The 21,486-nt window shown below is 60.7% G+C and carries 25 protein-coding genes; 18 read left to right on the forward strand and 7 right to left on the reverse strand.

The features are described 5' to 3' along the window. Positions 1-94 precede the first annotated feature (94 nt). The 7 genes from ACSQ3F_RS05435 (at position 95) to ACSQ3F_RS05465 (ending at position 4,793) form a co-directional block, all read left to right on the forward strand. Positions 95-673, forward strand: a complete 579-nt coding sequence (locus ACSQ3F_RS05435; RefSeq protein ID WP_436099286.1) for a helix-turn-helix domain-containing protein — start codon at positions 95-97, stop codon at positions 671-673. Between the two features lie 5 nt (positions 674-678). Beyond that, positions 679-1,209, forward strand: a complete 531-nt coding sequence (locus tag ACSQ3F_RS05440; RefSeq protein WP_436099287.1) for an N-acetyltransferase family protein — start codon at positions 679-681, stop codon at positions 1,207-1,209. 162 nt (positions 1,210-1,371) lie between these two features. Beyond that, complete coding sequence (locus ACSQ3F_RS05445; protein WP_436099288.1) at positions 1,372-1,749, forward strand: hypothetical protein; 378 nt, start codon at positions 1,372-1,374, stop codon at positions 1,747-1,749. A gap of 150 nt (positions 1,750-1,899) precedes the next feature. Beyond that, positions 1,900-2,565 carry an OmpA family protein gene (locus tag ACSQ3F_RS05450; RefSeq protein ID WP_436099289.1) on the forward strand — a complete coding sequence of 222 codons (666 nt, stop codon included), beginning with the start codon at positions 1,900-1,902 and terminating at the stop codon, positions 2,563-2,565. Positions 2,566-2,753: 188 nt separating this feature from the next. After that, positions 2,754-3,104, forward strand: a complete 351-nt coding sequence (locus tag ACSQ3F_RS05455) for a hypothetical protein (protein WP_436099290.1) — start codon at positions 2,754-2,756, stop codon at positions 3,102-3,104. Between the two features lie 69 nt (positions 3,105-3,173). Next, a protein-coding gene (locus ACSQ3F_RS05460; protein WP_436101997.1) for an IS5 family transposase occupies positions 3,174-4,009 on the forward strand; the annotation gives its coding sequence in 2 pieces (ribosomal slippage) (positions 3,174-3,585 and positions 3,585-4,009; 837 coding nt in all). Positions 4,010-4,061: 52 nt separating this feature from the next. After that, positions 4,062-4,793, forward strand: coding sequence for a helix-turn-helix transcriptional regulator (locus ACSQ3F_RS05465; RefSeq protein ID WP_436099291.1), 732 nt, complete (start codon positions 4,062-4,064; stop codon positions 4,791-4,793). Here the strand turns inward: ACSQ3F_RS05465 and ACSQ3F_RS05470 are convergent. Next, on the reverse strand, positions 4,790-5,854 hold the full coding sequence (locus ACSQ3F_RS05470) for a lysine-2,3-aminomutase-like protein (protein WP_436099292.1): 1,065 nt from the start codon (positions 5,852-5,854) through the stop codon (positions 4,790-4,792). The two genes, ACSQ3F_RS05465 and ACSQ3F_RS05470, sit on opposite strands and share 4 nt — an antisense overlap. Continuing rightward, a complete protein-coding gene (gene epmA, locus ACSQ3F_RS05475) occupies positions 5,851-6,924 on the reverse strand; it encodes an EF-P lysine aminoacylase EpmA (RefSeq protein WP_436099293.1) in 1,074 nt (357 codons plus the stop codon). Before epmA ends, ACSQ3F_RS05470 begins: the two co-directional genes overlap by 4 nt. 198 nt (positions 6,925-7,122) lie before the next feature. Here epmA and efp point away from each other — a divergent pair, with 198 nt between their 5' ends. Then, complete coding sequence (efp, locus tag ACSQ3F_RS05480) at positions 7,123-7,692, forward strand: elongation factor P (protein WP_436099294.1); 570 nt, start codon at positions 7,123-7,125, stop codon at positions 7,690-7,692. A 74-nt stretch (positions 7,693-7,766) separates the two neighbouring features. Here the strand turns inward: efp and ACSQ3F_RS05485 are convergent, their stop codons facing one another. Together ACSQ3F_RS05485 and ACSQ3F_RS05490 are read right to left on the reverse strand one after the other, a co-directional pair. After that, complete coding sequence (locus ACSQ3F_RS05485; protein ID WP_436099295.1) at positions 7,767-8,096, reverse strand: hypothetical protein; 330 nt, start codon at positions 8,094-8,096, stop codon at positions 7,767-7,769. Between the two features lie 25 nt (positions 8,097-8,121). Further along, positions 8,122-8,373, reverse strand: a complete 252-nt coding sequence (locus ACSQ3F_RS05490; protein WP_436099296.1) for a GlsB/YeaQ/YmgE family stress response membrane protein — start codon at positions 8,371-8,373, stop codon at positions 8,122-8,124. Between the two features lie 187 nt (positions 8,374-8,560). Between ACSQ3F_RS05490 and ACSQ3F_RS05495 the strand changes: the two genes are divergently transcribed. Beyond that, the gene (locus ACSQ3F_RS05495; RefSeq protein ID WP_436099297.1) at positions 8,561-9,466 is read left to right on the forward strand and encodes an EamA family transporter; all 906 of its coding nucleotides are present in this window, start codon (positions 8,561-8,563) and stop codon (positions 9,464-9,466) included. Between the two features lie 85 nt (positions 9,467-9,551). After that, positions 9,552-10,793, forward strand: a complete 1,242-nt coding sequence (locus tag ACSQ3F_RS05500) for a class I SAM-dependent methyltransferase (RefSeq protein WP_436099298.1) — start codon at positions 9,552-9,554, stop codon at positions 10,791-10,793. Here the strand turns inward: ACSQ3F_RS05500 and ACSQ3F_RS05505 are convergent. Continuing rightward, positions 10,777-11,604 carry a lipo-like protein gene (locus ACSQ3F_RS05505; RefSeq protein WP_436099299.1) on the reverse strand — a complete coding sequence of 276 codons (828 nt, stop codon included), beginning with the start codon at positions 11,602-11,604 and terminating at the stop codon, positions 10,777-10,779. The genes ACSQ3F_RS05500 and ACSQ3F_RS05505 overlap by 17 nt on opposite strands. 150 nt (positions 11,605-11,754) lie before the next feature. Between ACSQ3F_RS05505 and mbfA the strand changes: the two genes are divergently transcribed. Beyond that, the gene (mbfA, locus tag ACSQ3F_RS05510; protein ID WP_436099300.1) at positions 11,755-12,738 is read left to right on the forward strand and encodes an iron exporter MbfA; all 984 of its coding nucleotides are present in this window, start codon (positions 11,755-11,757) and stop codon (positions 12,736-12,738) included. Between the two features lie 66 nt (positions 12,739-12,804). On the opposite strand, the gene ACSQ3F_RS05515 is transcribed toward mbfA, so the two are convergent. Further along, positions 12,805-13,425 carry a transglutaminase-like cysteine peptidase gene (locus ACSQ3F_RS05515; RefSeq protein ID WP_436099301.1) on the reverse strand — a complete coding sequence of 207 codons (621 nt, stop codon included), beginning with the start codon at positions 13,423-13,425 and terminating at the stop codon, positions 12,805-12,807. 228 nt (positions 13,426-13,653) lie between these two features. Continuing rightward, positions 13,654-14,457: an alpha/beta hydrolase gene (locus tag ACSQ3F_RS05520; RefSeq protein WP_436099302.1), complete on the reverse strand. Its 804-nt coding sequence runs from the start codon at positions 14,455-14,457 to the stop codon at positions 13,654-13,656. Between the two features lie 218 nt (positions 14,458-14,675). Between ACSQ3F_RS05520 and infC the strand changes: the two genes are divergently transcribed. The 7 genes from infC to pheT all read left to right on the forward strand — a co-directional run bounded on the left by infC (position 14,676) and on the right by pheT (position 20,547). Then, on the forward strand, positions 14,676-15,212 hold the full coding sequence (infC, locus tag ACSQ3F_RS05525) for a translation initiation factor IF-3 (protein ID WP_436102047.1): 537 nt from the start codon (positions 14,676-14,678) through the stop codon (positions 15,210-15,212). A gap of 234 nt (positions 15,213-15,446) precedes the next feature. Beyond that, entirely contained in the window at positions 15,447-15,650 is a 204-nt protein-coding gene (rpmI, locus tag ACSQ3F_RS05530) for a 50S ribosomal protein L35 (protein ID WP_018323613.1), read from the forward strand. A 38-nt stretch (positions 15,651-15,688) separates the two neighbouring features. Continuing rightward, positions 15,689-16,093 carry a 50S ribosomal protein L20 gene (rplT, locus tag ACSQ3F_RS05535; RefSeq protein WP_349436690.1) on the forward strand — a complete coding sequence of 135 codons (405 nt, stop codon included), beginning with the start codon at positions 15,689-15,691 and terminating at the stop codon, positions 16,091-16,093. 97 nt (positions 16,094-16,190) lie between these two features. After that, on the forward strand, positions 16,191-17,276 hold the full coding sequence (pheS, locus tag ACSQ3F_RS05540) for a phenylalanine--tRNA ligase subunit alpha (protein ID WP_436099303.1): 1,086 nt from the start codon (positions 16,191-16,193) through the stop codon (positions 17,274-17,276). 53 nt (positions 17,277-17,329) lie between these two features. Beyond that, entirely contained in the window at positions 17,330-17,647 is a 318-nt protein-coding gene (locus ACSQ3F_RS05545; protein ID WP_436099304.1) for a hypothetical protein, read from the forward strand. Between the two features lie 3 nt (positions 17,648-17,650). Continuing rightward, positions 17,651-18,124, forward strand: a complete 474-nt coding sequence (locus ACSQ3F_RS05550) for a hypothetical protein (protein WP_436099305.1) — start codon at positions 17,651-17,653, stop codon at positions 18,122-18,124. Continuing rightward, positions 18,121-20,547 carry a phenylalanine--tRNA ligase subunit beta gene (gene pheT, locus ACSQ3F_RS05555; RefSeq protein WP_436099306.1) on the forward strand — a complete coding sequence of 809 codons (2,427 nt, stop codon included), beginning with the start codon at positions 18,121-18,123 and terminating at the stop codon, positions 20,545-20,547. The genes ACSQ3F_RS05550 and pheT overlap by 4 nt, the downstream gene beginning before the upstream one ends. Positions 20,548-21,486 lie beyond the last annotated feature (939 nt).

Genomic DNA, 21,486 nt, shown 5'->3' on the forward strand with positions numbered 1-21,486 from the left:
CTTTTGGTTGTCGCCAAAACGGCACGCAGCCGATTTATTTGGCAAGAATAACGAGGCGGTTGACTCCACTATAAGATCATTTAATTCTCCTATCATGGAATCAACGTCAAACACATTCGAAACAGATATCGGCGAGCGGATGAAAGCGCTGCGGCTGGCTCAAACCTTGACGCTCGACGATCTCGCCGGCCGCTCCGGTGTCAGCCGGGCGATGATCTCGCGCATCGAACGCGGCGAGGCGAGCCCCACGGCGCAGTTGCTTGCCCGGCTCTGCAGCGCCTTGGGCACGACCCTGTCGCGCTTCTTTGCAACTGGCGACGAGGCCGGAAGTCCGCTTTTGCGGCGCGCCGACCAGCGCGTCTGGCGCGATCCGGAAACGGGCTACCTGCGCCGCTCGGTCTCGCCCGACAATGTCGGCTCACCGGTCGATATCGTCGAAGTCGAGTTTCCGCCGGGTGCCCGCGTGGTGTTCGAACAGCAGCAGTTCGACGCTGGCCTCACCCAGCATCTCTGGCTGTTCGAAGGCAGGCTGACGATGACAGCCGGTGACGAGACGCATGTGCTTGACGCGGGCGACTGCCTGTTCATGCGGCTTGCCGAAGCCCACATCTTTCACAATCCGCATGGCGAGCCGGCGCGCTACGCCATCATCCTCAACCGCAGCAAAGTTTAGTCCCGATGTCTCAGGTTACCATCCGTACCCTTGCCCCTTCCGAAACCGCCGCCGCCCTGCCGGCGCTGGCGGAGATCCTCTCGGACTGCGTCGAAGGCGGCGCGTCCGTCGGCTTCATGTCGCCGCACACGCCTGCGGATGCCATGCCCTATTGGGAAGGCGTTGCCCGCGGGGTAAGCGAGGGACACACGATCCTGATCGTGGCTGAAAAGGATGGCGATATTCTCGGCACGGTCCAGCTCGGCATCGGCATGATGCCGAACCAGCCGCATCGCGCCGACCTGAAGAAGCTGCTCGTTCATCACCGGGCGCGCGGCCTTGGGCTCTCGCGGCTGCTGATGACTGCGGCCGAAAGCGAGGCGGCGAAACACGGGCGGCATGTGCTCGTGCTCGACACGGCAACCGGAAGCCCGGCCGAATCGATCTATGAAAAATTCGGCTGGCAGCGTGTCGGCGTCATTCCGCAATATGCCCTGATGCCCGATGGCAGCTATTGCGGATCGACGTTTTTCTACAAGTCTTTGGCCACGGTTTGACGCGACACCGTCAGAGCGAAACCATGCCGCCAATTCCACCTATCCTTGTCCCCAAAAATGGGTGGAGAAATTCGCTCCGTTTGGCTCAGCCAGCCGTTCCGTGGTTTTTATATTCATGTTAGCTGAAACCTGGCCGCACGGCCGACAATTGAGAGGGGATCCATGAAAACCATTCGTCAACGCGCGGGTCTGGCCGCGCTTTCCGTACTCGTGCTTTTGAGCGGCGTCTCTGCCGCCTCCGCTGCCGACGTGACCTTCCAGATGATGAACAGCCATCCGAACGCCGTCGAAGTCGAGCTTTACAGCCAGGACCGCGATCACGTCTGGCCGGGCAACAATCAGGTCTATCTGCTCGACGACGGCGAAACCAAGCAGATCCCGCTCGCTTGCGACGAAGGCGAGAAGATCTGCTACGGCGCCTGGGTTTCCGGCGACAAGACGACCTATTGGGGCACCGGCCCTGAAAATGCCGAGACCTGCACCGATTGCTGCTACACCTGTCAGGGCGGCAGCACGGAAGAGATCAACCTGACCGAATAGCGACCAAAGGCGCGGGAGCGCTGTCAGCGGCTTTCCCGCGCGTTATACAACCGATTTGGCTGCTTGATCCTTAAATGGCAACTGCTCTTCATCTTCCTGCCGCAATCGGTAGTATGAAGCAGAACAGCACCATTGGGGACCCCTGATTCCATGATCAAGAAATTTGCCGTACTGACTATCGCCGCCGTCTATCTTTCCGGTTGCACCACCACGGACCCGTATACGGGCCAGCAGAAGATGTCGAACACCGCCGGCGGCGCGCTGATCGGCGCGGGCCTCGGTGCCGCGACCGGTCTTCTGGTCGGTGGAAGTGCCGCCGGCCGCCGTGACGCGGCCCTGGTTGGCGCCGGCATCGGTGCGCTCGGCGGCGGCCTGATCGGCAACTACATGGACAGCCAGGAATCCGAACTGCGCGCGCAGCTGCAGGGCACCGGGGTTTCGGTCACCCGCGCCGGCGACCGCATCATCCTCAACATGCCATCGAACATCACCTTTGCGACCGACCAGGACCAGGTAAATCCCGGCTTCTATTCGACGCTGGACTCGGTCGCGATCGTCTTGCGCAAGTTCAACAAGACGCTGATCGACGTCGATGGCCATACGGATTCGACCGGCAGCGCCAGTCACAACCAGGGCCTTTCCGAGCGCCGCGCCATTTCGGTCGCCAACTATCTCGGTTCGCGCGGCGTCGACCAGCGCCGCATGTCGGCGGTGGGCTATGGCCCCGACCGGCCGGTCGCTTCCAATGCGAGCGAAGCCGGACGGGCACAGAACCGCCGCGTCGAAATCTCGATCGCGCCGATCAAGGAAAGCTGACGCAACTTATGGATTGCAGAAAGCCGGCCACTGCGAGGTGGCCGGCTTTTTTGTGCCTGCAGTTCGGACCAAACGCGACATCGCTCCAAAATCGAACCTCGATCGCGAGCGAAAGCCCATCCGCACACCATTGACGCGTGGGGCAATCCAAACTTAAACTCGGTTATTGCGAACGTGAGCAGATACGAATGCGCGTGAACGCCGGACCACTCGCCCAGGCCCTCGATCAAGTCCAGGCTGCGGTTTTCGAGCCGCCGCTGTGGCTGCCGGCGGTCGAGGCCATCAGCAGAGCGACGGGCGCGTTGGGCGCCAACATCATGGAACCGGCCGGCCGCGGCGCCTTTGGCGCGGCATTGTGCACCGAAAATCTCGGTGACCTTCTCGAGGGCTATATTCGTGAAGAATGGAACACGAGGGATTTCCGCGCCCAACTTCTGCCGCCACTTCACCGATCGGGTGTCGTGCTTGAAACGAATTTCATCTCCAAGCAACAATTCGATCAGCACGAATACTACAAATTCCTGAGTGTCGGTCCATAAAGAAGTTGAATGATATGAATCGTTTGTGATTCCATGCAGTTGAATTGATTCGATGAGGGCATGGACGCGATGTGGACGAAGGCTAACCGAGGGAAATACAATCGAGATTGTCTGCGCTATCCGAGCGATTTGACGGATGCGGAATGGGCGCTGGCTGAACCCTTGATTCCGCCTGCCAAGCACGGCGGTCGCAGGCGTGAGGTCGATGTCCGGGAGGTTCTCAACGGCCTGCTTTATGTTCTCAGCACGGGTTGCCAATGGCGGGCAGTGCCGAAGGACCTGCCGCCGAAGAGCACGCTGTTCAGCTATTTCGACCTGTGGAACTGGGACGGCACGCTCGGCCGCATTCATGAGGAACTCTACGTGAAATGCCGTGAGGCGATGGGCCGCGAGGCCAGTCCGACGGCGGCAATCATGGACAGCCAGAGCGTCAAAGGCGCTGAAAAAGGGGGCGCTGCATTGACCCGGGCGGGTATGATGCGGGGAAAAAGATCAAAGGCAAGAAACGCCATATCCTTGTCGATACGGTAGGCCTTCTGCTGCATGCGCTGGTTCATCCGGCCGACATCCAGGACCGCGACGGTGGCGTGCTGGTTCTGAAGACGCTGTTCGGGCGCTATCCGTTCTTGAAGAAACTGTTCGCCGATGGTGGCTATCAGGGGCCTGTCTTCGCCAAGGGACAAAAGAAGGCAATGCCAGGACTTGCGACCGCGATCGTCAAGCGCTCCGACACCGCCAAGGGTTTTGAGGTTCTGCCGAGGCGCTGGGTGGTCGAACGGACGTTCGCATGGCTGGGTCGATGCCGCAGGCTGGCCAAGGATTTCGAAAATCTGTCGCGCAACGCGCTCGCCTTCCTCAAGCTGGCGTCTATCCGCCTCATGCTGCGAAGGCTCTGTTCAAAATGAATAACTTTCCGGACCGACTCTGAGAAAATACGGGGTAGGCGATTCCGTACTCATGAATATCTCTTCAGGCACGGAAGAGCTGTATTTCGTCCTGCAAAACAGGGCAACGGAAGCGTCTCCGCCTCCCGAAGACATGCCGCATTTCCATGCGATCCGAACGCGGCTCCTGACAGCCATGCAACTCGCCAAACATATCGACGCCAGCAAGGTCATGGGCATGGCGGCCGCCTTCGAGACATCGAACATTGCCTGCATCTTCTTTAACCGGAAAGGCCTCGTCACACTGACCAACCCGAAAGCGGACGCCCTGTTCAAAGGGGGATTGCGAATTTCGAGAGGCGGCGTGCGTGCCTGCTTTGCCAGCGAAACCGCCCGCTTCAACCGCGAACTCAAAATCGCGATACAGGCAACCGGACACTCCGCCGAGGCATTGTCTGCGGTCCGTCTCTCGCGTCCCGGAAAACGGCCGCTGATCGTTCGTTTCGAACGGTTCGGCCCACACCTCGCCGACGTGTTTTCACATTCCTGCGCCGTCGCCCTGATCGAGGATCCGGACGAGGACATGCGGCTGAAGCCGGAAACGCTGATGGCGCTGTTTGACCTGACGCCCGCCGAGGCGAGGATATCGCTTCTCGTCGCCAGTGGTCTGAGCGCCGTCAATATCGCCGCCCGGCACGCGACCGGCTACGAAACAGTCAGAAGCCATATCCGCTCGATATTCCAGAAAACCGGAACCAGCCGGCAGTCCGAACTCAGCGCCCTGTTCGGGAAAATTCGACTCTAGTCTTTCACGGTGACCACGGGCGGATAGGCATGCGTCTCGCCATGGAAATCCGAGACCGTATAACAGCCGCCACCATTGTCCTCGATCGTCGAGGCACTGACGACCGTCTTGCCATGGCCACCGGGGATATCGAGGATATAGGTCGGCTGGCAGAGCCCGGAGACGCGGCCGCGCAAGGATGCCACCAGCGCCTGTCCCTCCTCGATCGTCAGGCGGAAATGGCTGGTGCCCGGCGCGAGATCGGGATGGTGCAGGTAATAGGGCTTGATGCGGTTTTCGACGAAAGCCCGCATCAACGCCGCGAGCGTATCCGGATCGTCGTTGACGCCTTTCAACAGCACCGACTGGCTCACCATGACGATGCCGGCATCGACGAGCCTGGCGCAGGCGGCACGCGCATCCGTCGTCAGTTCGCGTGGATGGTTGGCATGCAGCGCCAGATAGGTGGTCTTGCCGCTGGATTTCAGGGCCGCGATCAGGGCCTCATCCACGCGCTCGGCCTCGACGACCGGCACGCGGGTGTGGAAACGAACGATCTTTACGTGATCGATCGCTGCCAGCCGTTCCATGATCGAAGCCAGCCGGCGCGGCGACAGCACCAGCGGATCGCCGCCGGTCAGGATCACCTCCCAGATTTCCGGATGATCGGCGATATAGGCGAAAGCCTTGTCCATCGCCTGCGATGCAAGCGTGCCCAGCCCCTGCGGCCCGACCATTTCGCGGCGGAAGCAGAAGCGGCAATAGACCGGGCAGACGTGCACGGCCTTCAGGAGCACACGATCCGGATAACGATGGACGATGCCTTCGACCGGACTGTGCGCGCCGTCGCCGATCGGATCCTCGCGCTCTTCCGGCAAGCGGACAAGCTCGGCCGCGTCGGGAACGAACTGGCGGGCAATCGGATCATTCGGATCGGCTGGGTCGATCAGCGCCGCCATGGCAGGCGTGATCGCGATCGCATAGCGGGCGGCAACATCCGACAACTCAGCGTGCCGGGCAGCGGCCGCCAGTCCGGCCTCTTCCAGATCATCGATGCTTTTCAAGGCACGCATCGCTCTCACGGCCCATCCTTTCGCTGATGATCGCTGGTTTCGGCCACCGGCGCCCAGATGACCTGATCGATGCGCGATGCCCCTGTCGCCAGCATCACCAGCCGGTCGAAACCGAGCGCACTGCCGCTTGCTTCCGGCATGATTTCAAGCGCCTTGAGGAAATCCTCGTCCAGCGGATAGGTTTCGCCGTAGACGCGGCGCTTCTCTCTCATCTCCATTTCGAAGCGGCGGCGCTGCTCGGCAGCGTCCGTCAGTTCACCGAAGGCGTTGGCGAGCTCGACGCCGCACGCATAAAGTTCGAACCGTTCCGCCACGCGCGGATCGTGCGGCGTTGGGCGGGCGAGGGCGGCTTCGGCCGCTGGATATTCGTAGAGGATCGTCGCGCGGCCGAAACCGAGATTGGGCTCGACTTTCTCGACGATCACCCGGCTGAAAAGATCCGCCCAGGTATCGTCTTCGGCGACGCGCATGCCGGCGGTTCGAAGCCCTTCGGCAAGGCGATCGCGGTCTGTTTCGCCCTTGCGGTCGATGGAGGCGAGCAGATCGATCCCCGCGAAACGCTCGAAGGCTTGTGCAACCGTGATGCGTTCTGGTTCCAGGAAAGGATCGGCCTGCGCGCCACGATAGACGAGTTGCCTGGTGCCTGCGGTTTCGGCGGCAAGGCTAAGGATATCAGCGCAATCGCGCATCAGTGCTTCATAGGTGTCGCCAGCCCGGTACCATTCTAGCATGGTGAATTCCGGATGGTGCAGCGGCCCGCGCTCGCGATTGCGATAGACATGGGCGAAACAGGCGATGCGTTCCTCACCGGCGGCCAAAAGTTTCTTGCAGGCGAACTCCGGCGAAGTGTGAAGATAGAGCGGCACCCGGCTGCCGTCGTGATTGATAGCCTGCGTTGCAAAGGCGTGAAGATGCGCCTCGTTGCCCGGCGAGACCTGCAGCGTGGCGGTGTCGACTTCGATGAAATCCTGCGCGGCGAAGAACGTGCGAAGGGCGGCCTGAATCCGGTTGCGGCCGATGAGGAAACCTCGGCGATCGGCATGGACATCGGGGGTCCACCAGGGAGAGGCAGCGGGCATGAGGGTCCTGTATCCAGATTTCTCGGGCAGTCGATGCGTCGCGCAATTCTGCGGTTTCTTCGGGCAGACCCTGCGGCCACACTGGCAATTTGCGCAAATATAGGATAGGTGCGGCCCGAAAACGCATTCTGGCGTCTTTGACGCGCATATTTCGTGCGCTCCTCTACGACGCATCAAGCTCAGTTACAAGGAAGACTTATGGTCAAGGTAATCGCCTCTTCAGTCCGCAAGGGCAATGTTCTCGAAGTGGACGGCAAGCTTTACGCCGTTCTTACCGCCCAGAACTTTCATCCCGGCAAGGGCACACCGGTCACCCAGGTCGATATGCGACGCATTTCGGACGGCGTAAAGGTCTCCGAGCGCTGGCGCACGACCGAGCAGGTGGAGCGCGCCTTCGTCGAGGACCGCGAGCACACCTTCCTCTATGAAGACGGCGAAGGCTTCCATTTCATGAACCCGGAAACCTATGATCAGGTTGCTGTCAAGCCTGACGTCGTCGGCGACGACAAGGCCTACCTGCAGGAAGGCATGGTCGTCCAGCTGAAGATGTTCGAAGGCATGGCACTTGCCCTGGAACTTCCGACCCGCATGACGCTCGAAATCGTCGAGACCGAGCCGGTCGTCAAGGGCCAGACGGCGTCCTCGTCCTACAAGCCGGCGATCCTGTCGAATGGCGTTCGCACCATGGTTCCGCCGCATATCGGCGTCGGCACCCGCGTCGTCATCTTGACGGAAGACGCTTCCTACGTCGAGCGCGCCAAGGACTGAACCTTTACGAACAGATATAGAAACGGGCGCGGCCTCGTACCGCGCCCGTTTCCGTTTCCGCCGCAATCCGGAAATCAGTGTTTCAGTTCCGGATAGGCTTCGGAGACCTCGCCAGTGTCGCTCAGGGTATCGTCGTAGGCCTCGAGGGTCACGCAAACACTGCAATGAACATCCAGAACGCCTTCGCGCCGCACGGCGATGCGTGATCCATTGCTGCGCACCAGAACCGCGTCCCCCTTGAAACCCTGCTTCAGCAACCAGTCACGCGGAGCATTCAAGCGAATGTGGACCTGGCTGGTGTCATCGTCTTCGCGCGCCACGATCAACTCGTAGGAAACCGGCTCGCAATGGCCGTTGATTTCCAGCTTGCCCTGGCCGCTGCCCTCGGCTGCGAATGTCAGCATCGTCTTTCTCCTTCAGGACCGATTGCTACCTTCGCACGGCGCGTCCGACCGCGATCAGCAGGCATGCGCCGATGAAGCCGATAACCAGATAGGCGAGCCAGCCGGTGAAACCTATTCCCGCAATCGCAAGAATGGCGTTGAGGACAATGGCGCCGACGATGCCGAGAATGATGTTCACGAACATGCCCATTTCGGATTTCATGAACTGTTCCGCCAACCACCCGGCAAAACCGCCGATGATGATGGCTGCGATCCATCCTACACCGTTGACATCCATGTGGGTTTCCTCGCTTGAAGATTGCATTTGCCTGCGACGATAACGATCCAGAAGCGATTATGTTCCAGCCATCAGAGGCCAGCATCAAATGCCCTGATTCTTAGCTCCACAACTATGAATTTGTCCGGCACGCCCACCTTTAGTAGAGCCTACGCAAGCGATCGGCAGCAACCTGGAGGACAAGGACTTGGATCAACGGACAGCGACACCGGCCTATGGAAACGACACGGCGATCCCGGTGGCGGTGCCGCTGACGACAGGGACGGGAGCCGCCCTGACCGGCGGCCTGATGTGCCTTCTGTCGATGTCGAGCGTGCAGTTCGGCTCGGCGTTTTCGGCATCCGCGATCGCCGCCTATGGTCCGTTCGGCACCACCTGGCTTCGACTGATCTGGGCTGCCGCTCTGCTGGCCATCGTCGTCCGGCCGCCGATCCTGCGTTATTCGCGGGCGCAGTGGCAGACGGCCGGGCTGCTCGGGGCCTCGATGGCCGGCATGACGCTGTGTTTCTTCGCGGCGATCGAGCGCATTCCGCTCGGCCTTGCCGTCGCCATCGACTTTCTCGGCCCCCTTGCCGTTGCAACCTTTGCCTTCGGCCTGGGCTGGCGGCTTGCCTGGCCGCTGATCGCTGGGGCCGGCGTGCTTTTGCTCGCCCATGACGGACATGGCTGGATCGGCGATCCGACGGGCATTCTCTTTGCCTTTGGCGCTGCGACCGGCTGGGGACTTTACATCGTCCTGATGAAGAAGGCGGGAAGCGCGTTCGAAGGCCTTCAAGGCCTCTCGATGTCGCTGATCGTGGCTGCGGTCGTCGCGACGCCCTTCGGACTTTTGGAAGTCTCGCGCATGACGGCCGAAGGCGTCGTCGCCATTGCGGGCCTCGCGCTTCTCGTGCCGCTGATCCCCTATGCGCTGGAAATGATTGCACTGCGCCGAATGAGCACCTCGTCCTTTGGTATTCTGATGAGTCTGGAGCCTGCGATCGGCGCCATTGCGGGCTTTGCCGTGCTCAGCCAGCCGATGACGGCGCTGCAGATCGCCGGCACCGTATTGGTCGTTGCGGCAAGCGCCGGAGCGACCGCCACCAGCCGTTGAATTTTCACGAAATAATGCCGCGCATTTTGAAAACCCGGTGATAGAGTGTGGCTCCGCGAGAGCCGCTTTATCCACCGAGGTGTGCATGTTTCCACTGTCGCATATGATGAAATCCTTCATCCGCAAGGGCCGGCTGACGGTCATCGACGCCGAGGGCAGGCCGCATGTCTTCTCGGGCGAGCCTGGTCCCGAAGTGACCATGCGGCTGACGGATCCGAAACTTTACCGCACCCTTGTCTTCAATTCCGAGCTTGCCGCTGGCGAGGCCTATATGGACGGGACGCTGCGCTTCGAGGACGGCTCGACGCTGCGCGATTTCCTGACGCTGTTTTCGATCAACCGGCTGTCGCTCGGTTCCTACCCGATCCAGAAGGCACTGCGCGCCATCAAGATGCGCTTTCGCAAGCGCCAGCAATCCAATGTCAAGGGCGAGGCGCAGCGCAACGTCGCCCACCACTATGATCTCGGCAATGATTTCTACAAACTCTTCCTTGACGAGCACATGCTCTATTCCTGCGCCTATTTTCGCGAGCCGCAGGAAACGCTGGAGCAGGCGCAGCGCAACAAGCTTCGGTTGCTTGCCGCCAAGCTCTGCCTGCGCCCCGGCATGAAGGTGCTCGACATCGGCTGCGGCTGGGGCGATCTGGCGCTCTATCTCGCTAAGCTCGAAGACGTCGAGGTTCTCGGCGTCACGCTGTCGAAGGAACAGCAGGCGCTGGCGACACAGCGGGCGAAGGATGCCGGGCTGGAAGGGCGGGTGCGCTTCGAACTGCGCGACTATCGCGATGTCGACGAGGCCTTTGACCGCATCGTTTCCGTTGGCATGTTCGAACATGTCGGGGTGCATCACTATGAGGAGTTCTTCAAGAAGCTGAATGCGCTGATGCCGGATGACGGGCTGGCGGTGCTGCATTCAATCGGCCACATGAGCCCTCCCGGCATGGCAAGCGCCTGGCTGCGCAAATACATTTTTCCGGGTGCTTATTCTCCGGCCCTGTCGGAGGTGTTCAAGGTGGTGGAGAAGAACAGCCTGTGGGTGACCGATCTCGAATTCCTGCGCATCCACTATGCGACGACGCTCAGGCATTGGGGCGAGCGCTTCGAGAAGAACCGCGACAAGGTCATCGAGATGTATGACGAGCGCTTTGCCCGCATGTGGGAATTCTACCTGATCAGTGCCGAGATGATGTTCCGCACCGGCAGCCAGCTGGTCTTCCACATGCAGCTTTCCCGCTCGCGCGATGCCGCGCCGATCGTGCGCGACTACATCACCGACCGGCAGAAGGCCTATATCGTCCGCGAGCAGACGCTCAATATTTCTCTATGAGTGGCCCATCATCCTTGGCCTCCCATTGCAGCCGTTTGTAGTCGAAGCCGTATTCGAGCGTCGGCTTGACGATCGCGAAATAGGGAGAAAGGTCGAAATCGCGCGGCGTATAGAGCGAATGATGGCGGATATGCAGGATTTCGGCGCGCGAATAATGCGACGTCGCCGCTGCCCGGCCGGGCGCGCGGGTGATGTCGGGCAGGATCGGATAGCGGATCCGCTCGAAAGCCTCGGCAATCAGCGTCGAGCAGATAGCGCGCGTCGGATCGCCTGATCCGAAGGCCAGCATGCGGCGGCGCCAGCGCACCGGCACCGGCGGTGCCGGCATGAAATAACGCAGCATGTCGAGGATGTTCTTCATGTCGTATTTCAGGCCGAGCCGCGAGATCATGAAGGACACGACCGCGTCCCTGTCTTCCGGCGTCAGCCCGATCGGCCGGCAGATGCGGGTGTTGTAGGTGGAATATTTGCGGAGCGGCACCGCGACACAGCCCTTGCCGAGATTGACCTCGATCAGTTGCGGACGATCGATGACCGGAAGCGTCGCCTCGTCGAGCGTCAGCGGGATTTCGTCGCCGGCGAAGAAAGCGGCGTGCGACCAGGTCGACTGGGTCAGATACTTGATCGCCGCCGAGACTTTCTGATTGCCCTCGATCAGCAGAATGTCGCCGGGCCGGAGCGTGCGGGCGAGCGTCTCCGGATCGGACGGCGTATAGGGCTCATAGCCCGAGGTCTTTGACGTCAGCCTTTCGGCCAGCGCCATGCCGATGCGGTCGAGAAGCGTATCCTTGCTGGACAGTAGCGGATTCATGCGGGGACGCAGCTTTCGGGAAAGCGGTTCATCGTCTGATTATGGTGGAATTTATCCGGCTTGCTGTCGAGTCTCCTGGCGTGTTTCGGCTTGACCTTTTCATGATGCCTCCTTATTTTTAGAACTATTCTAAACTAGGTACTTCGCGTCATGTTCTCACGTCTGTTTTCCGGGTCCAAACGGCCCCTTTCATCGCTTTCTGAACAGGAGGTTCTGGCGCTCGCAATATCCTCGGAAGAGGACGACGGGCGCATCTACCAGGCCTATGGGCAGATACTGAAGGATAGGTACCCGGATTCGGCCAAGGTTTTCGAGGATATGGCCGAGGTGGAAAACACCCACAAGAACATGCTGATCGACATGCACCGCCGCCGCTTCGGCGAGCAGATTCCGCTGATTCGGCGCGAACATGTCAACGGCTTCCTGACGCGCCGTCCGGACTGGCTGCGCCAGAACCTGTCGCTCGACGCCATGCGCCGCGAGGCGGAAGCGATGGAGACGCAGGCCTATAATTTCTACGTGGAGGCCGCAAAGAACACCTCGGACGCCTCGACCAGGCAATTGCTGGGCGAACTGGCGCTGGCCGAACAGGGCCATGAGGACGTGGCGCGCATGCTGGCCGAAAAGCATGTGCCGCAAGGCGTCCGCAAGAAGGAGGACGACACGGCGTATCGCCAGTTCCTGCTCACCTATGTACAGCCGGGCCTTGCCGGGCTGATGGACGGTTCGGTCTCGACGCTCGCGCCGATCTTCGCCGCCGCCTTTGCCACGCAGGACACTTGGCAGACCTTCCTAGTCGGCCTTTCGGCCTCCGTCGGCGCCGGCATATCGATGGGCTTCACCGAGGCGGCGCATGATGACGGCAAGCTTTCGGGGCGCGGCTCGCCGATCAAGCGCGGCCTTTCCTGCGGCATCATGACGGCGCTCGGCGGGCTTGGACACGCCCTGCCCTATCTCATTCCGCATTTCTGGACAGCGACGATCATGGCCGGGATCATCGTCTTCTTCGAACTCTGGGCGATCGCCTTCATCCAGAACAAGTATATGGAAACCCCGTTTCTGCGCGCTGCCCTTCAGGTCGTGGTTGGCGGCAGCCTCGTGCTGGCGGCGGGGGTGATTATCGGCAATGCGTGACGCCGAGCCATAAACAAAGGAGCGCCTGGGCCAGCGCCCCTTCGTTTGAACTGGAAATTCAAACCGTCAGTTGCCGACGGAACCGACCAGCACTTCGGCGCCGTTTTCGATGGTGACCCAGCGGCCGGTGTTGAAGGAGGCCTGGCGCTTCAAAAAGCGGTAGGGCGTCTTCGTCCAGAGCTTCACCTCGTTTTCGAGATTGTCGAGGATGAAATCGCCCTGGGCTGTGCGCACGGTCAGAACCGCATGGCCCTCGCCATCCGGCTTGCGGACGACGGTGATCAGGAGGTCGGACGGCGAGAAGCCCTTCTGCATCAGCTTCTTGCGCTTCAAAAGCACGAAATCTTCGCAATCGCCTGAGGCATCGGGATAGGTCCAAACCTCGTCCTTGCCGAACAGATCCATATCGGTCATCGGCCTGATTTCGCGGTTGGCGGCGAGATTGACCTCGCGAATGACCGACCAGCCGAAGTTGGTGACGCGCGGCGCGGTCGACGACTTGGACTTGATTTCGCATTCGGAGTGATGGGACTGGCAGAACTCGTAATGGCCGATCGGCTGCGAGGTGATGGCGCCCGTCTGCATCGAGAGTGCTGTCGCGTTCGGCGCCGGAATTGCCGCGCCTGCCGATGCGAAAACAGCCGTGATTGCCACGACCATTTTCCTAACCCCAGTCAACTGCGCCATACACGTCCCCTGTGGCGCGGTTTTCTCCCGAAACAATCCTGAAGAATCCCCGCGAAAGCTGAAAATCTGACGCCAGCTTTCGCGATCGATCCCCGCCGCGAGCTGCTCTAATCGTTAACAAAGAGTTAACAGTGCGCCCGAAACGAAGTCAATCTGCAGAATTGGGGATCGCCGGATATGGTTAAAATGCGCGGCAAACAGGCATTGCGGCTGATTTATCGCGCGTTTTCAGGCTGTTATCATGCCATCGACGGCGGCCAGCATGCGCTCGATATCCTCGGGGCGCGACAGGCGGTGATCCCCGTCGCGGATCAACGTCATGACGACATCGTCGGACGGCAGATGCTCCATCAGCTTCAGCGCATGGCCATAGGGCACATCCGGATCCCGCATGCCCTGCAGGATATGCACGGGACATCCGGTCTCGATGACGCCCTGGAGCACGCGGTTTTCGCGTCCGTCCTCGATCAGTCGCGCGGTATAGATGTTCGGGTCCGGGCCATAGGGCGTCGGCTCCTCGAAATAGCCGCGCTCGGCAAGGGATGCGCGCTCGGCATCCGTCAGGTTCGGCTCGATGAGCTCGCTGGTGAAATCCGGCGCCGGCGCGATCAGCACCAGACCGGCGATCCGGCCGCCCTCGCCCCGCGCGCGCAGTTCGGCGATAAGCCGGAGCGCGATCCAGCCGCCCATCGACGAACCGATGAGAACCATGCGTTGGGGATCGGCGTGATTGACAACCGCGAGGCTTTCTTCCAGCCACCGGGAAATCGTGCCCTCGGCAAAGGCGCCGCCGGAGAGGCCGTGGCCGGAATAGTCGAAGCGTATGCAGGCGGCACCGGTCTTTTCGGCGTGGCGTTCGAGCTCGACCGCCTTGGTGCCGGCCATGTCAGACCGGTATCCGCCGAGCCAGACAAATGCCGGCAGCGACGAGTTCTTCGCAGCAGGCAAAATACGCATGGCAATACGGCGCGATTCGCTGCCGGTTCCGACATCGAGATACTCTGGCTCTGCAGTTGAAGCTGGCAACGACATTGGCGCTTTTACCTCTGTTTGAATGTTTCTTGCTGTTTTTCTTTCTAAAACAGATTCTCCGAACGCCTGACAGGTGGTGATTTCCGCAAAAAGCTGTGGTATTGACTTTCCCGCAGCAATTTCCACATGACGGTCCAGCGGCAGTTGAACGGCATTTTGTCGGGAAATCGCGCTACCGTCAGGCATTCCATTCGTAACAGCTCGAGGAGAGTACGACCATTCGCAGACCGTTCAAAACGGACGCCCCGACAAAAGACGGGCCCCGCTCTAACAAGGAAATCCGGGTTCCCCGGGTTCAGCTCATCGACGCCGAAGGTGTCAACCACGGCAGCATCCCCACAGATCAGGCATTGCGCATGGCAGAGGAGGCCGGCCTTGACCTCGTGGAGATTTCACCGAACGCTGAACCGCCTGTGTGCAAGATCCTTGATCTGGGCAAGCTGAAATACTCGACGCAGAAAAAGGCGGCCGAAGCGCGCAAGAAGCAGAAGATCATCGAGATCAAGGAGATCAAGATGCGTCCGAACATCGACACGCACGATTACGACGTGAAGATGAAGGCGATGAACCGCTTCTTCGAGGACGGCGACAAGGTCAAGGTAACCCTGAAGTTCCGCGGCCGCGAAATGGCGCACCAGGAACTGGGCATGAAGCTTCTGCTCCAGGTCAAGGAAGACACCGTGACGATCGCCAAGGTCGAAGCCGAGCCGAAGCTCGAAGGCCGTCAGATGATGATGGTGCTGGCGCCGAAGTAAGCGCCGCGTTTTCAGGTCCGATCCTGAAGAGAGCCGCCAAGCAGGCGGCTTTTTCATATCTAATGCCGGCAATGCGGAAATATCGGCCCGTTTGCCTCAATCCCATTGCACTTTGCGGGCGCTTCGGTTACAAGCCCCCGTCCGAACGGTCCGGCAGGGCATGCCGTGGCCGTTCTTTACGCTGGAGACGACCTCGTCAGTCGATCTCGAAATCAAGAAAAATGGAGTAGCAAAATGCCCAAGATGAAGACGAAATCCTCTGCCAAGAAGCGGTTCAAGATCACCGCAACCGGCAAGGTCATGGCAGCTGCCGCAGGCAAGCGCCATGGCATGATCAAGCGGTCCAACAAGTTCATTCGCGATGCGCGTGGCACCATGGTGCTTGCAGAGCCTGATGGCAAGAAGGTCATCAAGAACTACCTGCCCAACGGTCTCTAAGACGTCTGGCACTTTTGGATTTTTAAGGAGATCATGACATGGCACGTGTAAAACGCGGCGTAGCAGCTCACGCCAAGCACAAGAAGACACTCAAGGCAGCCAAGGGCTTCTACGGCCGCCGCAAGAACACCATCCGCGCCGCCAAGGCAGCCGTGGATCGTTCAAAGCAGTTCGCTTACCGCGACCGCAAGGTCAACAAGCGCAATTTCCGCGCTCTCTGGATCCAACGCATCAACGCTGCCGTCCGTGAACATGGCCTGACCTACGGCCGCTTCATCGACGGCCTCTCAAAGGCTGGCATCGAAGTCGACCGCAAGGTTCTGTCCGACATGGCAATCCATGAGACGGAAGCATTCGGCGCGCTCGTCGCTGCCGCCAAGAAGGCGCTTGAATACCTCAAGGACGCAGGCACCACCAACGAGTTTGAAAGCGCGGTTCGTTAAGACCCAGCGCTTCCCAGGCCTTTGCTATTTTAATTGGGAAACCCGCGCTGGTACGGCTGGCGCGGGTTTTTCTTTGACCGATCACGGGAAATGAACCATGTCCGATCTGCAAGCACTGAAAGAGAAGCTGCTGACCGAGGTGACCGGGGCGGATGACGAGGCGGCCATCGAAGCCGTGCGCGTCAACGCGCTCGGCAAGAAGGGCTCGATCTCCGAGCTCCTGAAGACGCTCGGTACCATGTCGCCGGAAGAGCGCCAGACGCGGGGTGCTGCGATCAACGCGCTGAAGAGCGACGTCTTCGAGGCGATCACGGCGCGCAAGTCGGCGCTGAAGGATGCGGCGATCGCCGAACGGCTTGCGCGCGAGACCGTCGATATCAGCCTGCCAGTGCGCTCGTCGCCTGCCGAGCGCGGCCGTATCCATCCGATCAGCCAGATCATCGACGAGATCACCGCGATCTTCGCCGACATGGGCTTCTCGATCGCCGAAGGTCCGGATATCGAGACCGACTATTATAACTTCACCGCGCTGAACTTCCCCGAAGGCCACCCGGCGCGCGAGATGCACGACACGTTCTTCTTCAATCCGGACGAAAACGGCGAGCGCAAGGTGCTGCGCACCCACACCTCGCCGGTGCAGGTGCGCACGATGGAGGCCCAGAAGCCGCCGATCCGCATCATCATCCCCGGCAAGACCTACCGGCAGGATTCGGACGCGACGCATTCGCCGATGTTCCACCAGGTCGAAGGCCTCGTCGTCGACACCAAGTCGAACGTCGCCAACATGCGCTGGATTCTCGAGGAGTTCTGCAAGGCCTTCTTCGAGGTGGACGATGTGACGATGCGCTTCCGCCCGTCCTTCTTCCCCTTTACCGAGCCGTCTTTCGAGGTGGACATCCAGTGCGACCGTTCCTCCGGCCCGATCGTCAAGTTCGGCGAAGGCACCGACTGGATGGAAATCCTCGGCTGCGGCATGGTGCATCCGAACGTCCTGCGCGCCGGCGGTCTCGATCCGGACGTCTACCAGGGTTTTGCCTGGGGCATGGGCCTCGACCGCATCGCCATGCTGAAATACGGCATGCCGGACTTGCGCAACTTCTTCGACGCCGACATGCGCTGGATGAGCCATTACGGCTTCCGCCCGCTCGACATGCCGACGCTGTTTGGTGGGTTGAGCGCGTGATTGTCTAAGGTTTCACGAGTGCGTATGATCCAGTAGATCGAAGGAGAATGGACATGATGAACGTTCATGCCAAGTATCTGAATGCTGACGAGGTAAAGGAGTTGACTTCGCCCTTGCTGAAGAAGCAGTTCAGCGCCTACGATTTCAGAACCGTAAATGTGCGTGAAGACGAGACATTCGACGGGGCCTCTGTTTTTCGGATCACCGTTGATGTCGGGGAAAAGGTACCGGTGGATAAGCTCGTTGATGCGTTGGACGTTCTTCACTCCACGTTGCGATCAAAGGGCGAGGAGCGCTTGATCTTCTTAAGCACAAATGTGCCAAGTCCCGGTCAGGAAGCCACAGGTGAAAACGAAGAGGACATGGAGTAATTCATGCCTTCCGCGTCCATGGTCGATCGCCTGCTGACCGCAGCAGATACTTTGATGGAAACAAAGCCTCGCAGCGCCGCTTACAGGAGAAGAGCAGTTAGCACTGCTTACTATGCGGTATTCCATGCGCTGGCAAAAATTTGTACGGAGACTCTTCTTCCGAACGTGCGTCGGACCGAAGAAGAGTATTCACGCGTTTATCGCGCGTTAGATCATGGGCCTCTGCGGAACGCCTTTGCTCAGGCACCACTTAAAGATCACCCGGAGATCAAGAGGATCGGGCCTATTATAGTAAGACTTCAAAATGAACGGCACCGTGCTGATTATTCGCCGCCCGACATGAAGATTTTTGCGATAGAGGAAGTTGAGGAGCTGATTGCACAAGCAAAACTGGTTGTGGATGCGCTTCAAAAACTCGACACAACCAGTCACCGTGCTTTGGCCACGTGCCTACCATTCAGAGACCGAAAATCATGAAATTCACCCTCTCCTGGCTAAAAGACCACCTCGAAACGGATGCGACCCTTGAACAGATCTGCGAGCGCCTGACGGCGATCGGGCTCGAGGTCGAGGACGTTGACGACAAGGCCGCCTTCAAGCCCTTCGTCATCGCCAAGGTCGTCTCGGCTGAAAAACATCCGCAGGCCGATAAGCTCAAGGTGCTGATGGTCGATACCGGCGCAGGCGCGCCAGTCCAGGTCGTCTGCGGCGCGCCGAATGCGCGCGCCGGCCTCGTCGGCGCTTTTGCGGCGCCGGGGACCTATGTTCCCGGCATCGATGTGACGCTGTCGGTCGGCAATATCCGTGGCGTCGAAAGCCGCGGCATGATGTGTTCCGAAAAAGAGATGCAGATCTCCGACAGCCACGACGGCATCATCGACCTGCCCGAAGAGGCGCCGGTCGGCACGAGCTTTGCCGCCTATGCCGGGCTCGACGATCCGCTGATCGAAATCAACCTGACGCCCAACCGTCCGGACTGCACCAGCGTCCACGGCATTGCCCGCGATCTGGCTGCCTCCGGCCTCGGCACGCTGAAGGCGGCACCGCAACCGACGTTCGCGGTTGAGGGCCAAACGACGACCAAGGTCAAGCTCGACCTCGGCGAAGACACACACCTCTGCCCCGGTTTTGCGCTGCGCCTCGTGCGCGGCGTCAGGAACGGCCCGAGCCCGAAATGGATGCAGCAGCGGCTCATCGCCATCGGCCTCAGGCCCATCAATGCGCTGGTCGACGTCACCAACTACATGACCTTCGACCAGGGCCGGCCGCTGCACGTCTTCGACGCCGCCAAGGTCACGGGCAACCTCACCGTTCGCCGCGCCAGGGAAGGCGAGAAGGTTCTGGCGCTCGACACCCGCGAATATGCGCTCTCGCCTTCGAACGTCATCATTGCCGATGAAGACGGCATCGAATCGATCGGCGGCATCATGGGCGGCGAACATTCCGGCTGCGACGAAAACACGACCGACGTGCTGATCGAATCGGCGCTCTGGGACCCGATGAACATCGCCAAGACCGGCCGCACGCTCGGCATCATCAGCGATGCACGCTACCGCTTCGAGCGCGGCGTCGATCCGGAATACATGGTTCCGGGCCTTGAGCGCGCGACGCAGCTGGTTTTCGACATGTGCGGCGGCACGGCGACGAAGACCGACGTGGTTGGTTATGCCGGCTATGCTCCAAAGGTCGTTGATTTCCCGCTCTCCGAAGTCAAGCGCCTGACGGGCCTCGAGGTCAGTCCCGAAGAAAGCGTCGCGATCCTCATGGGTCTCGGCTTCGGTGTCGAGGGATCCGGTGAGCGTGTCTCGGTTTCCGTTCCCTCCTGGCGGCCGGATGTCGATGGCAAGGCGGACCTCGTCGAAGAAGTCATGCGCATCCACGGCGTCGACAACATCAAGCCGGAGCCGATCGAGAGCCTTGGTTCCGTCAACGGCAAGATCCTGACGACCTTGCAGATCCGCACCCGGCTTGCCAAGCGGTCGCTTGCCGCGCGCGGCATGCTGGAAGCGGTCACCTGGTCGTTCATTTCCAAGGCGCAGGCCGAGCTTTTCGGCGGCGGGGCACCGAGCCTGTCGCTGGCAAACCCGATCGCCGCCGACATGTCCGACATGCGGCCGTCGCTGCTGCCGGGCCTGCTAACGGCCGCCCAGCGCAATGCCGACAAGGGCTTTGGCGACGTGGCGATTTTCGAGGTTTCCGGCACCTATGAAAACGACACGCCGGCCGGCCAGCGCCGCGTTGCCGGCGGCATCCGCCGCGGCACGGCGTCGCTTGCCGGCGCCGGTCGGTCCTGGTCGAATGCCGCAAAGGGCGGCGGCAAGCCGGTCGATGTCTTCGACGCCAAGGCCGACGCGATTGCCGTTCTCGAAGCCTGCGGCGTGCCGATGGGCAATGTCCAGTTCGAAGCCGGCGGCCCCTCCTGGTATCATCCGGGCCGTTCCGGCACGATCAAGCTCGGTCCGAAGATCGTGCTCGGCACTTTCGGCGAGTTTCATCCGAAGGTGCTCGCGGAGCTTGATGTCTCCGGCGCGCTCTGCGGCTTCGAAGTCTATGTCGATGCCATGCCCGAGCCGAAGAAGAAGGCCACCCGCACCAAGCCGGCGCTGGAGCTCTCGCCCTTCCAGGCCGTCAGGCGCGACTTCGCCTTCGTGGTCGACAAGACCGTCGAGGCCGGTACCATCCTCAAGGCCGCATCGAGCGCCGACCGCAAGCTGGTGACCGGCGTCAACGTCTTCGATGTCTTTGAAGGCGCCTCGCTCGGCGAAGGCAAGAAGTCGGTGGCGATCGAGGTCGTCATCCAGCCAGCGGAGCGCACGCTGACCGACGAGGATTTCGAAGCCCTCACTGGCAAGATCATCGCCAATGTGACGAAGAGCACGGGCGGCGTTTTGCGCGCCTGAAATTCAGCCGTCAGAGGGGGCGGTCCGCCCTCTGACGGCTGTTGCCTCGGTTTTCTGTATGATTTGCGGGGCACATATTCTCCTCGGTCATCCTCGGCTTCTCCTCCGTCATCCTCGGGCTTGACCCGAGGATCCAGATGCAATCGCCACAGACACCATTCTCCGATATCTGGAGCGTGGATCCTCGGGTCAAGCCCGAGGATGACGGAGCAGGACGGCGTAGCCGCATGGTCAACGAAGGCGTCACACAAGGCGACCTTCCTCAGGCCAGACACAAGTATGCCTTTCCTTGCGGTCATGAAATTTAATCCCCGTCCATCCCCGCCCTGAAATCTCGCTGCATAATGGCTCCTGTTTCCACCGCCGGAGTGTTTCGCGAGACGGTCGCGGGCAAGTGGGAGCCGGCGCCCTGTGTTGAAGCCGTAACGTGCGGCTGATGACAGGGTGATGCGTGCCGGGTGGTTCGTCCGCCTCAATGTCTCCCCCGGGTCCCGAGCCCGGTTTGGGTCATCCATGCAAGCCGCCGAAAGGCGGTGCAGCGAGACGGGGTGCGCATTTCAAGGGGCCGGAAGCCCCGAAAAACGCCGAAGGCCCCGCATTTGCGTGCGCCCTCCGACTGCTCAATTCAACCGTGCCGGCTTCACCGGTCCGGACGTCTCGGCGTGTTCTTTGACAAGCGAAGGACGAGTGATTTGCCGGACTTGCGCATCGGCTATCGCCCCAGGGGTATTTGGTTGGCGGAAGAGCGTCCCCAACCTCCGTCATCCTCGCCCTTGTGGCGGGGATCCAGCCGCGGCGCGTCTGCGCGGCGAGAGGACTCTTTGCTGGAGCGGGGCGACGGACGCCGCGTGGCTGGATCCCGGCTCAAGCACAGGAATGACGAAGGAGAGGGTGACGCTTGCCCCCGATTTTCGCACGCATACCCTGCGCAGACAAACC

Origin of the sequence: Pararhizobium sp. LjRoot238 (assembly GCF_964252955.1) — a bacterium.
GTDB lineage: Bacteria > Pseudomonadota > Alphaproteobacteria > Rhizobiales > Rhizobiaceae > Pararhizobium.

What these genes read in the sequence shown, in the direction of transcription:
- ACSQ3F_RS05545 (WP_436099304.1), top strand. Translation starts at nt 17,330, where the DNA reads ATGATGAACGTTCATGCCAAGTATCTGAATGCTGACGAGGTAAAGGAG.
- pheT (WP_436099306.1), top strand. Translation starts at nt 18,121, where the DNA reads ATGAAATTCACCCTCTCCTGGCTAAAAGACCACCTCGAAACGGATGCG.
- ACSQ3F_RS05455 (WP_436099290.1), top strand. Translation starts at nt 2,754, where the DNA reads ATGCGCGTGAACGCCGGACCACTCGCCCAGGCCCTCGATCAAGTCCAG.
- ACSQ3F_RS05440 (WP_436099287.1), top strand. Translation starts at nt 679, where the DNA reads ATGTCTCAGGTTACCATCCGTACCCTTGCCCCTTCCGAAACCGCCGCC.
- pheS (WP_436099303.1), top strand. Translation starts at nt 16,191, where the DNA reads ATGTCCGATCTGCAAGCACTGAAAGAGAAGCTGCTGACCGAGGTGACC.
- epmA (WP_436099293.1), bottom strand. Translation starts at nt 6,924, where the DNA reads ATGCCCGCTGCCTCTCCCTGGTGGACCCCCGATGTCCATGCCGATCGC.
- ACSQ3F_RS05520 (WP_436099302.1), bottom strand. Translation starts at nt 14,457, where the DNA reads ATGTCGTTGCCAGCTTCAACTGCAGAGCCAGAGTATCTCGATGTCGGA.
- ACSQ3F_RS05485 (WP_436099295.1), bottom strand. Translation starts at nt 8,096, where the DNA reads ATGCTGACATTCGCAGCCGAGGGCAGCGGCCAGGGCAAGCTGGAAATC.
- ACSQ3F_RS05505 (WP_436099299.1), bottom strand. Translation starts at nt 11,604, where the DNA reads ATGAATCCGCTACTGTCCAGCAAGGATACGCTTCTCGACCGCATCGGC.
- ACSQ3F_RS05500 (WP_436099298.1), top strand. Translation starts at nt 9,552, where the DNA reads ATGTTTCCACTGTCGCATATGATGAAATCCTTCATCCGCAAGGGCCGG.
- rplT (WP_349436690.1), top strand. Translation starts at nt 15,689, where the DNA reads ATGGCACGTGTAAAACGCGGCGTAGCAGCTCACGCCAAGCACAAGAAG.
- ACSQ3F_RS05465 (WP_436099291.1), top strand. Translation starts at nt 4,062, where the DNA reads ATGAATATCTCTTCAGGCACGGAAGAGCTGTATTTCGTCCTGCAAAAC.
- ACSQ3F_RS05550 (WP_436099305.1), top strand. Translation starts at nt 17,651, where the DNA reads ATGCCTTCCGCGTCCATGGTCGATCGCCTGCTGACCGCAGCAGATACT.
- ACSQ3F_RS05490 (WP_436099296.1), bottom strand. Translation starts at nt 8,373, where the DNA reads ATGGATGTCAACGGTGTAGGATGGATCGCAGCCATCATCATCGGCGGT.
- ACSQ3F_RS05445 (WP_436099288.1), top strand. Translation starts at nt 1,372, where the DNA reads ATGAAAACCATTCGTCAACGCGCGGGTCTGGCCGCGCTTTCCGTACTC.
- ACSQ3F_RS05450 (WP_436099289.1), top strand. Translation starts at nt 1,900, where the DNA reads ATGATCAAGAAATTTGCCGTACTGACTATCGCCGCCGTCTATCTTTCC.
- ACSQ3F_RS05435 (WP_436099286.1), top strand. Translation starts at nt 95, where the DNA reads ATGGAATCAACGTCAAACACATTCGAAACAGATATCGGCGAGCGGATG.
- efp (WP_436099294.1), top strand. Translation starts at nt 7,123, where the DNA reads ATGGTCAAGGTAATCGCCTCTTCAGTCCGCAAGGGCAATGTTCTCGAA.
- rpmI (WP_018323613.1), top strand. Translation starts at nt 15,447, where the DNA reads ATGCCCAAGATGAAGACGAAATCCTCTGCCAAGAAGCGGTTCAAGATC.
- mbfA (WP_436099300.1), top strand. Translation starts at nt 11,755, where the DNA reads ATGTTCTCACGTCTGTTTTCCGGGTCCAAACGGCCCCTTTCATCGCTT.
- ACSQ3F_RS05515 (WP_436099301.1), bottom strand. Translation starts at nt 13,425, where the DNA reads ATGGCGCAGTTGACTGGGGTTAGGAAAATGGTCGTGGCAATCACGGCT.